Below are 12,667 nucleotides of genomic sequence, written 5' to 3' on the forward strand. Positions count from 1 at the left end.
CTGGCCGCCCAGGGCGGCCTGCACCTGCTGATAAGTGAAGTTCAGATACATCCAGCGGCGCGGCTGCAGCTGCGGCTGGCCTTGCTCGCTGAGCCAGCGGCGCCAGGTCAGGTAGCGCGCGCCGGGGCGTTGATCGTCCTCTTCTGCCAGCGTGTGGCCGGCCAGGTCCGCGGGCTTGTTCAAGGGCGCAGCCTCGCCCGCCTGGCTCTGGCGCAGCAGCCAGGGGCTGACGACCGGAGTCAGCGTCTCGCCGAACAGGCGCTCGCCGCCCAGCGAGGCCGGGCCGGGCTGCACATAGCGCAGCGCCAGGTCGATCTCGCCATCGGCCAGGTCGACGATGCCGTCATGCGCCGAGACGCGGATGTCGATGTCGGGGTGCTCCTGCTGAAAGGCTTCCAGCCGCGGGATCAGCCACAAGGAGGCGAAGGAGGCGAAGGTGCTAACCGTCACCACCCGCCGGCCGCGGCTCTGGCGGATCTGGCGCACCGTGGCGTCCAGCCGGTCCAGCACGCCGGGCACGCTGGCCAGCAGCACGGCGCCGTCCGAGGTGAGGGCCACGCTGCGTGTGCCGCGCTGGAACAGGCTGCAGCCGATTTCCTGCTCCAGCGCCTGGATCTGGCGGCTGATGGCCGACTGTGTCAGGTGCAGTTCCTCGGCGGCCGCGCGAAAACTCAGCAGGCGCGCGACCGCCTCGAAGGCCCGCAGCGGGCCTACGGCAAGCGGACGTTGGCGCAGTTGATTCATGCGCGGATGGTATCAATCGGCCGCGTGCATCTCATTGGACGACTCTCCGGGTGATCCCTAGTATTGCCTCTGTGTCGCCGCCATTTCGAGGCGATGGAAAGGGAGGACTGTCATGAGCGAATCGCAGCAATCATTGTGGCGCGTAGAGGCCCGTCAGGCCCTGCGTCTGAAGCTGGACAGTGGCCCGCGCGAGTTGCAGGTGGTCGAGGGCCAGCTGTGGCTGACTGTGTCGGCGGCGACCGCGCATGCCAGCCAGGACATCTGGCTGCAGCCGGGCCAGCGTCTGGCTTTGGCGCGCGGCAGTGAGCTTGTTATCGAGGCTTGGAAGGCGCCGGCCGGTTTTCAGCTGCTGGTGCCGCCAAGCGCCTGCCCGCGGCTGCTGCGCCAGCTGCAGGGTCTCAGATCTGCGGCCGGCGCTTCGACGCTGGCGGCCGCGCCGGCTTGCTGAGTTTCTTGCTGTGGGCGCGCAGCGCTGCTTGCAGCGACAGTCGCGCCCAGGGCTGCATCAGCGCAGGTGAGTCCATGGCCTCTTCCGGCGGGCGGTAAAAGCCCAGCTGCGCCCACTCGCCCTGGCGCTGGTAGCGAAAAGGCGGGCAGCCGGCGGCCTCGAAGCTCGGGCGGCTGAGCGCATCGCTCTTCAGCCACAGCTGCTCGTCCGCCAGCAGGGCGACGAACAAGTCATCGACGTACAGGCCGTGGCCACCGAACATGCGGCGCGCCCGCACCAGTCCCAGCGGCGCCAGCAGTTCGCAGCAATGCCGGGTGAATTCATTTGGGCTGACCATGGGCCGGACTCTATGACAATGGCAGGGTCTCGCCATTGGAGTTCGCCTTGGACCTGTTGAGCAATGACCGCGCCGCGCTGCGCCACAAATTGATTCAGGCGCGCCTGAATCTGCCCGACCGCCTGAGCCTGGCCGAGCAGCTGCAAAGCGTGCTGCGCGTCTGGCTGGTGCGCCGCCCGGAGCTGACCATCGGCGCCTACTGGCCGATCAAGGGTGAGTTCGATCCCTTGCCGGCGCTGTACCGTTGGAGCGAGGCGCAGGATGCCGACCGACCGAGCCGCAAGATCGGCCTGCCCGTGGTCGACAAGACCCATGGCACGCTGACCTTCCATGTCTGGTATCCGGGCTGTCCGATGGAAGAAGACGCTTACGGCATCCCGAAGCCCAAGGACACCGAAGTCTTCGAGCCGCAGCTGCTGCTGGTGCCCTGCGTGGGCTACGGTCCGCAGGGCCTGCGCCTGGGCTATGGCGGCGGCTTCATGGACCGCACGCTGGCCGGGCTGAAGCCGCGACCCGCCACCGCCGGCCTGGGCTATGCGCATGGCTTTCTGCCGCTTCTCAAGGCCGAGCCCCACGATGTGCCGCTGGACGCGATGATCACCGAAGAAGGTGTGGTCTGGGATGTGAACGGCTAGGCCTGCAAGAATCCACCCCCATGAGCACCCTCTACGCCCGACACCTGGCCGAGCTGCAGCGCCGCAGCGAAGACGCGCTGGCCCGCAGCGGTTTTGACGCGCTGGCGATTGCCAGCGGCATCGAGAAGTTCGCCTTCCTCGACGACCGGCCCTATCTGTTTCAGCCCAATCCGCATTTCAAGCACTGGCTGCCGCTGACCGCGCATCCGCACAGCTGGCTGCTGATCCGCCCGGGCCACAGGCCGCGCCTGGTGTACTACCAGCCCGACGACTACTGGCATGTGCCGCCCAGTGACCCGAGTGGCGAGTGGGTGGCCCACTTCGAGATCATCGTCATCAGCGAGCCGGCGCAGGCGCGCCAGCATATGCAGGTGGATGGGCGCCTGGCCATCATTGGCGAGGCCGATGCCGCACTGGAGGGCCTGCAGCCCAACAACCCTGAAGCGCTGCTGAACCTGCTGCACTACCAGCGCGCCTGCAAGACCGAGCATGAGCTGGAGCAGATGCGCGCGGCTTCGCGTCGCGCTGCGCCGGCCCACCTGGCTGCGCGCCAGGCCTTTCTGGCCGGCGCGTCAGAGCTCGAGATCCATCGCGCCTATCTGGCCGCCTGCGGCCACACCGACCGCGATCTGCCCTATACCAATATCGTGGCGCTCAACGAGCATGGCGCGGTGCTGCACTACCAGTACCAGGATGCGGTGGCGCCTGCGGAGAGCCGCGCGCTGCTGATCGATGCGGGCGCGCAGGTCAATGGCTATGCGAGCGACATCACCCGCACCTGGAGCGCCGGCGGCAGCGCAGAGTTCGATGCGCTGCTGGCGGCGATGGAGCGGGAGCAGCTGGGTCTGGTGGACGAGGTGCGCAAGGGCGTCGACTACCGCGACATCCATCTGAGCGCGCATCGTCGCACCGCGCGCGTGCTGCGAGCGCTGGGCATCGTGCAGGGCCTGAGTGAAGAGGCGCTGGTGGCCGAACGCATCACTGCCACCTTCTTCCCGCATGGCATCGGCCATCTGCTGGGGTTGCAGGTGCACGACATCGGTGGCTTCATGGCGGACGAAAGCGGCACGCCGTCGCCCAAGCCCGAGGGCCATCCCTATCTGCGCCTGACGCGGGCCCTGGCTCCCGGCATGGTGGTGACCATCGAGCCCGGGCTCTACTTCATCCCGACGCTGCTGAACAAGCTGCGCGCCACGCCGCAGGGCGCTGCGGTGAACTGGCCGCTGGTCGAGCGCCTGGCGCGCTTCGGTGGCGTGCGCATCGAGGACGATGTGGTCTGCCGCGCGGACGGCGCGCCGGAGAACCTGACACGCGACGCGTTCGCGGCTCTGGGCTGAGCCGGGCACGGCCCAGTGCCGGCGTAGAAAGGCAAGAATGAAAAAATGGGCGCCAAATGGCGCCCATTGCTTATGGCTGCTCTGCAGCCACGGACGGCCTCAGGCCGCGCGACGGCGGCGAGCCGCTGCCAGGCCTGCCAGGGCCAGTGCACTCAGCGCCAGCGAGGTGGGCTCCGGCACATTGTTGTTGGTGGCGCCGGTCAGCTCCAGGCCCCAGCTGTTGAGGCTCCCGCTGTCGCGCGCGACCTGATCAGCGATGCGCAAGGTCCAGGTGCCGAAAGCGTCCTGGCCGTCGAAGGCGGATAGCAAACCATCGGGGCGGAAGCTGCCGTTGAACGGGGCGCTGCCCGTGGCAATGGCGCTCGCAGCTTCATCGTCGAACAGGGTGTTGCTGAAGTTGTCGCCGCTACCGCCGCGGTTGTTGCTCAAGACGACCGACGTGCCGCGCGGGCTGATCAGCGTGATGAGCAGATCATTCACCCAGCTGTGGGTCAGCGTCAAACGGACATTCACGTCCGTCAGCGTGAGGCGACTGCCGAAGTTCAGGGTGGAGCTGACGGTGCACAGGTCGCAGATGGTGACCGGCACATTGGTGCTGGTGACGAGGGCGGCATTCGCGGTGCCGGACACGAGGGACAGTGCAGAGGCCAGGGCGAGGGCAGCGGCTTTCAGTTTCATGGGATGTTGGAATTGATGTGTTGAGGTGTTGTTGAATCCGCCAGCGATCCTCCCGCGGGCAGTTCCCTCCTACAAAGGCAGACTCCATGCCATCCACCCCCCCCGATTCTCGGAAGTGCCGGGCTGACAACAGCCTGCAAAGGCGCGGCGTGAATAGTTCACGCAGCGTCTTTCCAGTGCGCCAAGCGGACTGTCAAGAACTCCGACGCCGTTGTGGCCTGAGCCGCACTGCCTTGGTAGCTGACGGCATTTCTTGCAGAACGCTGAGTGAAGCCATCCAAAAGAAGAAGCCGCCGGAGGCAGCCCCGGCGGCTTCTTCGATCACGACTCTCAGGTTTCGGCTGGCAGATCTTGCCAGCTTCGGGCTTGCTTAGAAGCGCATGCCCAGGCCGATGCCGACCAGCAGCGGGTCGACCTTGAACTTGCCAGCTTCTGCGCCGGCGGAATAGACCTTGGTGCCGATCTGCACCTTCTTGATGTCCACGTTCAGGTACAGGTTCTTGGCGACTTCAAAGTCGGCGCCGGCTTGCACGCTCAGGCCATAGCTGTCGCTCTTGATGCTGGGCTTGAGTGCGGCCACGACGGCGGGAGCGAACTCGACGCTGGAGAAGTGGGTGTAGTTCACGCCCACGCCCACATAAGGACGGAAGCTGGCGGTCGGTGCGAAGTGGTACTGCAGGCTCAGCGTCGGGGGCAGGTGCTTGAGCGAGCCGATCTTGGTGCCCTTGGACTTCAGGTCATGCTTCTGCGGATAGGTCAGGATCAGCTCGGCCGCGATGTTCGGCGTGATGAAGTAGCTGATGTCGACTTCAGGGATGACCTTGTTGTTGACCGACAGGCCCAGGCCTGTCGTGTCCTTGTTGGCCGAATCCAGGTTGACGGCACGGGCGCGCACCAGCCACGGGCCCTCTGTAGCATGAGCGGCAACAGCGCTCAGAGCCATGGCAGCAGCGGCAAGGGTGGTGGCAATCATCTTCTTCGACATCTCAATCACTCCAGTTGTGCGGGAACGTTCCCGATGCAGTGATTGGACGAGTCTCTCAGGGGTAAACCCTTGATCTGACGCAAATGCAAACAAGGCCCTCCGGGGAGGGCCTGGCGGCATTGAGTTGGGTCAACAAGTCAGCCCAGACTGAGGCGTTTGCACAACTCGAGCGTCAGCGCTGACTGATTCAGCGTGTAGAAGTGGATGCCCGGTGCGCCGCCGGCGATCAGGCGCTCGCAGACGCGTGTCATCACGTCCAGGCCGAAGGCGCGGATCGATGCGGCGTCGTCCATATAGCCTTCCATCTTCAGCGCCACCCAGCGTGGAATCTCGATGCCGTCGCGTGCGGCGAACTGCGCGATGCGCGCATAGTTGTGGAAGGGCATGATGCCCGGCACGATGGGCTGAATGACGCCCAGCTTGCGCGCCTCGTCGACAAAGTGGAAATAGGCGTCGGGGTTGAAGAAGAACTGCGTGATCGCCGCGCTCGCGCCTGCGGCCATCTTGTCGGCGAAGTGCTGCAGATCCTTGGCGGCATAGCGCTGCTGCGGGTGGTACTCGGGATAGGCCGCGACCTCTATCTTCCAGTCCGCGCCTTGCGTCTCGCGAATGAAGCGCACCAGTTCGGCCGCATAGCGGAACTCGCCCGCCGTTGCCGTGCCGCTGGGCAGGTCGCCACGCAGCGCCACCACGCGGCGGATGTTCTGCGCGCGATAGGTGGCCAGGATCTCGGCGATGTTCTCGCGCGTCGAGCCGACGCAACTCAGGTGCGGCGCGGCCTCGAAGCCCATCGAAGCGATCTGGCTGACCGTGGCCAGCGTCTTGTCGCGGGTCGATCCGCCAGCGCCATAGGTGACGCTGAAGTATTGGGGCTGCAGGCTGGAGAGCTCCTGCACCACGGTCTTGAGCTTCTCCGCGCCCACCGGTGTGTTGGGCGGGAAGAACTCGAAGCTCACGGGCGTCTTCTGGTTCGTGGTCATGGTGATGATTGCTCCGGGGCCTGGGCCCACAGAAAGAACTCGGTATTGCCATCACCGCCGGTGATGGGGCTTTGAAAGTAGTCGCGCGCCGCCCAGCCCAGCGCGGCGCAGGCCTCGCGGGCTTGCGCCTGCAGCTGCGGGTAGAGGCCGCTGTCCTTCACCAGTCCGCCGCGGCCGACGGCCTTGGGCCCCAGCTCGAACTGCGGCTTCACCAGCAGCAAGACCTGGCCCCCAGCCTTGAGCCAGGGCTTGAGATGGGGCAGGGCGCCCAGCATCGAGATGAAGCTCAGGTCGCCGACGATCAGGTCGAAGCCGCCTTCGGGCTTGTGGCCCTCGAGCGCCGAGCCGATCAACTCGCGCACATGCAGACCTTCCAGCGCGGTGATGCGGCTGTCGCTGCTCAGACTGGCATGCAGCTGGCCATGACCCACGTCCACACCAACCACGCGCGCCGCGCCGCTCTTCAGCAGGCAGTCGCTGAACCCGCCGGTGCTCTGTCCCATGTCCAGCGCCGTGAACCCGGCGACCGACAGGCCGCAGTGCTTCAAGGCGCCTTCGAGCTTGAGCCCGCCGCGCGAGACAAAGCGCAACTCCGCGTCATCGGTGATGCGGAACTGCGCGGTCAGCGGCAGGTCTTCGCCAGATTTGCGCACCCGCGCCCAGCCGGTGGGCGAGGCCCACTCGGCCGCACCGTTGTCGATCAGCCGCTGGGCGGCCGAACGCGTCGGGGCGAGCTTGTGGGCTACGAGCAGTTGGTCAGCGCGCATCGGGAATGGTTCGGTGCTTCCGGGCGTAGCTAGCGCCTGTCAGGCTAGGCGCGGGCGGATCCGCAGACCGGAACGTAGCAGGGCTACGTGAGGATCTGAGGAAGGACCCGCAACGACGCATGGCAGGCGCGCAGTAGCCCGCCGCGATCAATAGCGGTAGGTGGCGGACTTGAATGGGCCGGTCTTCGGCACGCCGATGTAGGCCGCCTGCTCCTCGCTCAGCTCGCTGAGCTGCGCATTCAGCGTCACCAGCTGCAGGCGTGCCACCTTCTCGTCCAGGTGCTTGGGCAGCACATAGACCTTGCCGATGTCATACGCGTCCTTGTGGGCATACAGCTCAATCTGCGCGATGGTCTGGTTCGCGAAGGAACTCGACATCACATAGCTCGGGTGGCCGGTGCCGCAGCCCAGGTTCACCAGACGGCCCTTGGCCAGCAGGATGATGCGACGGCCGGACGGGAAGATCACATGGTCGACCTGCGGCTTGATCTCGTCCCACTCGCACTTGTCCAGCGACGCGACGTCGATCTCGTTGTCGAAGTGGCCGATATTGCAGACGATGGCGTTGTTCTTCATCGCCGCCATGTGCTCGTAGCGGATCACGTTCTTGTTGCCGGTGGCGCTGACGAAGATGTCAGCCTTGTCGGCGGCGTATTCCATCGTCACGACGCGATAGCCTTCCATCGCGGCCTGCAGTGCGCAGATTGGGTCGATCTCGGTCACCCACACCTGGGCCGAGAGCGCGCGCAGCGCCTGGGCCGAGCCCTTGCCCACGTCGCCATAGCCGGCCACGACGGCGATCTTGCCGGCCACCATCACATCGGTGGCGCGCTTGATCGCGTCGACCAGCGATTCGCGGCAACCGTAGAGGTTGTCGAACTTGCTCTTGGTCACCGAGTCGTTGACGTTGATGGCACGGAACAGCAGACCGCCCTTGGCCGCCATTTCGTTCAGGCGCAGCACGCCGGTGGTGGTTTCTTCGGTCACGCCGATGATCTCGGCGCTCTTGCGGGTGTACCAGGTCGAGTCCTGGGCGATCTTGGCCTTGATCGCGGCGAACAGGATGCGCTCTTCCTCGCTGCCCGGCTTGGCCAGCACGCTCAGGTCTTTCTCGGCCTTCTGGCCCAGATGCATCAGCAGCGTGGCATCGCCGCCGTCGTCCAGAATCATGTTCGGGCCTTCGCCCGGCTCTCCCTTGGCGGCGAATTCGAAGATGCGGTGGGTGTAGTCCCAGTAGTCTTCCAGCGTCTCACCCTTGTAGGCGAACACCGGCGTGCCTTCGGCCACCAGCGCGGCGGCGGCATGGTCCTGGGTGGAGAAGATATTGCACGAGGCCCAGCGCACTTCGGCACCCAGCGCTTGGAGGGTTTCGACCAGCACGCCAGTCTGGATAGTCATGTGCAACGAACCGGTGATGCGCGCGCCCTTGAGGGGCTGGCTCGCAGCGTATTCGCGGCGGATCGCCATCAGCGCGGGCATCTCGCTCTCGGCGATGCTCAGTTCCTTGCGGCCCCAGGCGGCCAGGGACAGGTCGGCAATCTTGTACTGGTCAGCGGCCAGGGTCTTCTTAACGGCGTTCATTGCAGGCTCCTTCAACACATTCTTGAAGCCGCTGCCGTCTGGCGCAGGAGAGAAAGGGGGGGATTCAAACTCTCACCCACGCAGGACTTCAGCGGGTGAGCGCAGTTGCGACGAGGCCTGTGAATCACAGAGCTTGTTCCGAGCCTGGCCTCAGTGCAGAGGTTGCAACGCTCCTCGGAATGTCAGCATTGTAGTCGGATCATCGATTGGCGTGATGGCGAGAGCAGCGCCGGGATTGCGGACAATCTCGGCCCATGCAAGCGCTTGAACTCTGCCCCCGCGAATCCCTGGCCCGCCTGTTCGGCGTGCTCACCGACATCGACGACACCCTGATCGGCCACGCCGGCCTGCCGGCCGAGACCTTGCAGTCTCTGCATGATCTGCAGGCGGCCGGCGTGCCGGTGATCGCCATCACCGGTCGCCCGTCCGGCTGGAGCGAGGCCTTCGCGATGGACTGGCCGGTGGCGGCCATCGTGGCGGAGAACGGGGCGGTGATGCTGCGCAATCTGCAGGGCCGGCTGCAGCGCGACTTCTGCCAGGACGAGGCCACCCGCACCGCCAACTTCGCCCGCCTGCAGGCCTGTGCCGCCGATGTGCTGGCGCGTGTGCCGGGCGCCACGCTGGCCACCGACAGTGCCGGCCGCCTGACCGATATCGCCATCGACCACAGCGAGCATGCGCACCTGGATGCGCAGCAGATCGAGCAGGTCTGCGCGATGATGCGAGAGCATGGGCTGCGCGCCACCGTCAGCTCCATCCACATCAACGGCTGGATCGGCGAGCACAACAAGTGGACAGCGGCGCATTGGGCCGTGCATGCCGCGCTGGGCCAGGCCTTCGATGCCAGTGAGTGGGTCTATGTGGGCGACTCGACCAACGACCAGCAGATGTTCGCGCGCATGCCGCTGTCGGTGGGCGTGGCCAATATCGCGCGCTTCGTGCCGCAACTGCAGGCGCTGCCGAGCTACGTCACGCGCGGCGAGCGCGGCCAGGGCTTTGCAGAGCTGGCACGGGTCTTGTTGTCAGCGCGGGCTGGCGCTGCTGCCTGACAGACCTGCCTCGCGCAGCTGTTCCAGCGCGATCTCGCGCAGCAGCGCCAGCCGCTTGAGGATGGCGGCATCGATGCGATAGAGCTGGGTGTTGCCTGCGGCACCCGGCCGTGTGGGATCAGGAACGAAGGACAGCATGGCCTCGCGCAGCCGTGCCACGCGGTCGGCCGCGAGGCGCGGCTGGGCCACGAAAATGGGGGCCTCGATGCTGCCCACCTCGGCCATCGTGCCATGGCCGCGAGAATTATCGGCCGGCAGCAGGTCGATCTGGCTGCGAGCGGCGAACACGGCATCGACGTCGCCGCGCTCCAGGCTGATCATGGCGCTGTTGATCGAGGTCTGCGGGACCAGCTGCACATCGCGGCCTGGTCTCAGCTGGTTCTGCTGCAGCCACAGGCTGCCTACGGCTGCACTCAGCGAGAGCTGGCCGAGTGAGCCGATCTTGCGACCCCGCAAATCAGCCGGCGAGCGCAGATCGCCCTGGCTGCGCACCAGCAGCAGCACCGGTGTGCGGCTTAGCGTGCCAGCGATCGCATGAAAGCCCCACTCATTGATGGCCAGACCTGCCAGATGCGAGGGCAGATAGCTCAGGTCGTGGGCGCCAGCGCGGGTCTGATTCAGCAGGTCAACGAAGTCTTTGGCGGTGTAGAGCTCCACTTTGTGCTGCAGTTGCCGGGCCAGATGCTCGCGCAGCGGCCGGAAGGCGCTCAGCATCGCGGCTGTCGTCAGGAAGGGAGCCAGACCAATGGTGATGAGGGGCTCGGCCGGCGCTTGCGCCAGCAGCCAGGGCGTGTGGAGCAGGGCAGCGCCGCCGGCGCACAAGTTTCGTCGGGTGGGGTTCATGGGGGTGCAGCAAGTCTGGGTGCCGGTCGGTTCAGAAGTTCGTCCACGTCCTTGAGTAGCGCCTGGAAATTCAGCGGCTTGGTGTGATAACGATCGAAACCAGCGTCCAGTGCCTGCTGGATGTCTTCTGCCATTGCATTGGCGCTCAGCGCGATCAGTGGAAGCTTAGCGGTGCGCGGGTCGGCCCGCACGCGGCGGCAGACCTCCAGGCCGCTAATGTCGGGCAGATCGATATCGACCAGCAGCAGGTGGGGGCGCAGCGAGCGCAGCAGTTCCAGCCCGCGCTCCGCGTTGGCGGCGAGGCTCAGTGCGTAGGCGGGCTCTTGCTCAAGCAGGCCGCGCAGCAGTTCCGCGTTAGCCGGGTTGTCCTCGATGTAGAGCAAGCGGCGCGGGCGCAGCAGCCCTGCTGCCGTGCGCTGCAGGCTTTGTGGCAGCAGGGTGGCTGAATCGGGTGCCGCACAGGCGGGCAGCCAGATGCTGAACACCGAACCCTGGCCCGCGGTCGAGCTGACCTCGATTCGGCCGCCCATCAATTCGATCAGGCGCCGCGTGATCACCAGGCCGATGCCTGTGCCGGGCGTCATGTCATCGGTCTTCTCGAAGCGCACGAAGGGCTTGTACAGCTGCTCGAGCTCGGTTGCTGTCATGCCGCGGCCCGTGTCGGTGACAGTGACCCGGACTTCGCCACTCTCGCTGGCGCTGACGGACACTGTCACCCGGCCACCGCGGCGGTTGTACTTGATGGCATTGGACAGCAGGTTGTTCAGCACCTGCTTGAGCCGCTTGCGGTCGGCGCGGGCCCAGTGCGAAACGGCGGGTTCGATTCTGACGCGCACGCCCTGCTGGCTGGCCAGCGAGGCCAGCATCTGCGTGGTCTCGCCCACCAGTTCCAGCACATCCAGCGCTTCGGGCCGCGTGCTCATTTCGCCCGCCTCGATGCGGGAGAGGTCCAGCACATCGTCGATCAGTTCCAGCAGGAGCCAGCCCGCCCGCTCGATCTGCACGATCTTCTCGGTCTCGCTGCTGCGCAGCCGCTCCTTGGACATGCCCAGCAGCTGCGCGAAGCCGAGAATGGCGTTGAGCGGCGTGCGCAATTCATGGCTCATGCGCGACAGGAACTGCGACTTCGCCTGGCTGGCGCGCTCGGCAGCGTCGCGCGCCACCTGCAACTCATGCGTGCGCTGAAGCACGCGGGTTTCCAGTTCGGCGTTGAGCGCACGCAGGGCCTGCTCGCCCTGCACATGTCGGCTCACATCGCTGATGCTGCAGACCACGCCGTCCGGGCTGCTGGAGCCGGGCGCAAACCGCGGCTCGGCGTTGACGCTGAGCCAGCGCTCTGAACCGTCGTCGGAGCGGCAGGCCAGCAGCACCTCGCGCAGCGGCTCGCCCGAGCGCAGCGCGCGCGTCCAGGGCTGGTCGTCAGCCGAGAGCTCGATCTGCCGCTGCAGCAGCGGCGCCAGGTCCGCGCCGATGGACACCGGGCCCAGAGCCAGCAGGCGGCGCGCAGCCTCATTGCATTCGCGGATGCGCCCCTGCTTGTCGCAGACCAGCAGCCCGCCCGACATCGAGGCCACCAGGGAGCGCTGCTGCTGCTCGCTGTCCCGCAAGGCCGCAATCTTGTCGCGGATGGCCGCAGACATGCGGTTGAATGCGTCCGCAACCAGGCTGAGCTCGAGAACACGGCTGCCGGGCAGCACTTGCTCGTAGTGCCCGGCTGCCACGCGCTGGCTGGCCTCGGCCAACCGACGCAGATGGGCGCTGATCCAGGCCGTCCAGCCGGCCAGCAGCGCCAGCCCGAGGGCCAGCACCCCGGCGCCGATGAGCAGGCTGTTGCGCCACAGGTCCTGCTGGCTCTTTTGCAAGGCCGAAGCATCGATGCCCAGACGCAGCTCCCCGAGTCTTTGCCCGGCCAGCACGATATCCCGGCGCGTGCTGCGCACCGCCGGGTTGCCCTCGGGGCTGAGCCCGACGCGGGCCACCGACAGCCCTCGTGCATCGAACAGTTCGGCAAACACCAGGTGGGAGGCGTTGGCGCTGTGTCGCAGCAGATCGCGCGCACCGGCATGGTCGCGCTCGGCCAGCAGCGGTGCGGCGGCAGCGGCCAGCAGCGGTGCGGCCAGATCCAGCTCGGCGCCGAAGCGCTCCTCCAGCGTGCGCTGCATCTGGCTCTCGGCGTTCCACAAGAGTAGGGCGAGCATCAGCATCAAGGTGATGACGCTGCCGAGGAAATACTGTGAACGCAGACTGTTGGTCAAGACGGGGGATCGATCCACTGATTCAGAC

13 protein-coding genes and 1 riboswitch are annotated in these 12,667 nt (G+C 66.3%); of the genes, 4 read left to right on the forward strand and 9 right to left on the reverse strand.

The window, feature by feature from the left end; all coding sequences use genetic code 11:
- Positions 1-744: LysR family transcriptional regulator (locus tag ACIQ67_RS11640; protein ID WP_397534531.1), on the reverse strand; the 744-nt coding region annotated here is incomplete at its 3' end.
- A 112-nt stretch (positions 745-856) separates the two neighbouring features.
- On the opposite strand from ACIQ67_RS11640, the gene ACIQ67_RS11645 reads away from it, so the two are divergent.
- Positions 857-1,192 carry a DUF2917 domain-containing protein gene (locus ACIQ67_RS11645; protein ID WP_397534532.1) on the forward strand — a complete coding sequence of 112 codons (336 nt, stop codon included), beginning with the start codon at positions 857-859 and terminating at the stop codon, positions 1,190-1,192.
- Here the strand turns inward: ACIQ67_RS11645 and ACIQ67_RS11650 are convergent.
- Positions 1,143-1,529, reverse strand: coding sequence for a TfoX/Sxy family protein (locus tag ACIQ67_RS11650; RefSeq protein WP_397534533.1), 387 nt, complete (start codon positions 1,527-1,529; stop codon positions 1,143-1,145). The two genes, ACIQ67_RS11645 and ACIQ67_RS11650, sit on opposite strands and share 50 nt — an antisense overlap.
- A gap of 47 nt (positions 1,530-1,576) precedes the next feature.
- Here ACIQ67_RS11650 and ACIQ67_RS11655 point away from each other — a divergent pair, with 47 nt between their 5' ends.
- Both ACIQ67_RS11655 and pepQ read left to right on the forward strand, forming a co-directional pair.
- Positions 1,577-2,164, forward strand: a complete 588-nt coding sequence (locus ACIQ67_RS11655) for a 5-formyltetrahydrofolate cyclo-ligase (protein WP_397534534.1) — start codon at positions 1,577-1,579, stop codon at positions 2,162-2,164.
- Positions 2,165-2,184: 20 nt separating this feature from the next.
- Complete coding sequence (pepQ, locus tag ACIQ67_RS11660; protein WP_397534535.1) at positions 2,185-3,501, forward strand: Xaa-Pro dipeptidase; 1,317 nt, start codon at positions 2,185-2,187, stop codon at positions 3,499-3,501.
- Positions 3,502-3,600: 99 nt separating this feature from the next.
- On the opposite strand, the gene ACIQ67_RS11665 is transcribed toward pepQ, so the two are convergent.
- The 5 genes from ACIQ67_RS11665 to ahcY all read right to left on the reverse strand — a co-directional run bounded on the left by ACIQ67_RS11665 (position 3,601) and on the right by ahcY (position 8,492).
- On the reverse strand, positions 3,601-4,179 hold the full coding sequence (locus tag ACIQ67_RS11665; protein ID WP_397534536.1) for a proprotein convertase P-domain-containing protein: 579 nt from the start codon (positions 4,177-4,179) through the stop codon (positions 3,601-3,603).
- Between the two features lie 370 nt (positions 4,180-4,549).
- Entirely contained in the window at positions 4,550-5,164 is a 615-nt protein-coding gene (locus ACIQ67_RS11670; RefSeq protein WP_397534537.1) for an OmpW family protein, read from the reverse strand.
- Between the two features lie 137 nt (positions 5,165-5,301).
- Complete coding sequence (gene metF, locus ACIQ67_RS11675) at positions 5,302-6,144, reverse strand: methylenetetrahydrofolate reductase [NAD(P)H] (RefSeq protein WP_397534538.1); 843 nt, start codon at positions 6,142-6,144, stop codon at positions 5,302-5,304.
- Positions 6,141-6,911 carry a TlyA family RNA methyltransferase gene (locus ACIQ67_RS11680; RefSeq protein WP_397534539.1) on the reverse strand — a complete coding sequence of 257 codons (771 nt, stop codon included), beginning with the start codon at positions 6,909-6,911 and terminating at the stop codon, positions 6,141-6,143. The genes metF and ACIQ67_RS11680 overlap by 4 nt, the downstream gene beginning before the upstream one ends.
- Positions 6,912-7,058: 147 nt before the next feature.
- Positions 7,059-8,492 carry an adenosylhomocysteinase gene (gene ahcY / locus ACIQ67_RS11685; protein ID WP_397534540.1) on the reverse strand — a complete coding sequence of 478 codons (1,434 nt, stop codon included), beginning with the start codon at positions 8,490-8,492 and terminating at the stop codon, positions 7,059-7,061.
- A 90-nt stretch (positions 8,493-8,582) separates the two neighbouring features.
- Positions 8,583-8,674, reverse strand: a riboswitch (S-adenosyl-L-homocysteine riboswitch).
- Positions 8,675-8,746: 72 nt separating this feature from the next.
- Here ahcY and ACIQ67_RS11690 point away from each other — a divergent pair.
- A complete protein-coding gene (locus ACIQ67_RS11690; protein ID WP_397534541.1) occupies positions 8,747-9,541 on the forward strand; it encodes an HAD-IIB family hydrolase in 795 nt (264 codons plus the stop codon).
- Here the strand turns inward: ACIQ67_RS11690 and ACIQ67_RS11695 are convergent.
- Both ACIQ67_RS11695 and ACIQ67_RS11700 read right to left on the reverse strand, forming a co-directional pair.
- On the reverse strand, positions 9,515-10,384 hold the full coding sequence (locus ACIQ67_RS11695; protein WP_397534542.1) for a phosphate/phosphite/phosphonate ABC transporter substrate-binding protein: 870 nt from the start codon (positions 10,382-10,384) through the stop codon (positions 9,515-9,517). The genes ACIQ67_RS11690 and ACIQ67_RS11695 overlap by 27 nt on opposite strands.
- Positions 10,381-12,639: an ATP-binding protein gene (locus ACIQ67_RS11700; RefSeq protein ID WP_397534543.1), complete on the reverse strand. Its 2,259-nt coding sequence runs from the start codon at positions 12,637-12,639 to the stop codon at positions 10,381-10,383. The genes ACIQ67_RS11695 and ACIQ67_RS11700 overlap by 4 nt, the downstream gene beginning before the upstream one ends.
- Between the last annotated feature and the right edge of the window lie 28 nt (positions 12,640-12,667).

The organism is Roseateles sp. (assembly GCF_044373315.1).
In the GTDB taxonomy this organism is placed as follows: Bacteria; Pseudomonadota; Gammaproteobacteria; order Burkholderiales; family Burkholderiaceae_C; genus JACDQM01.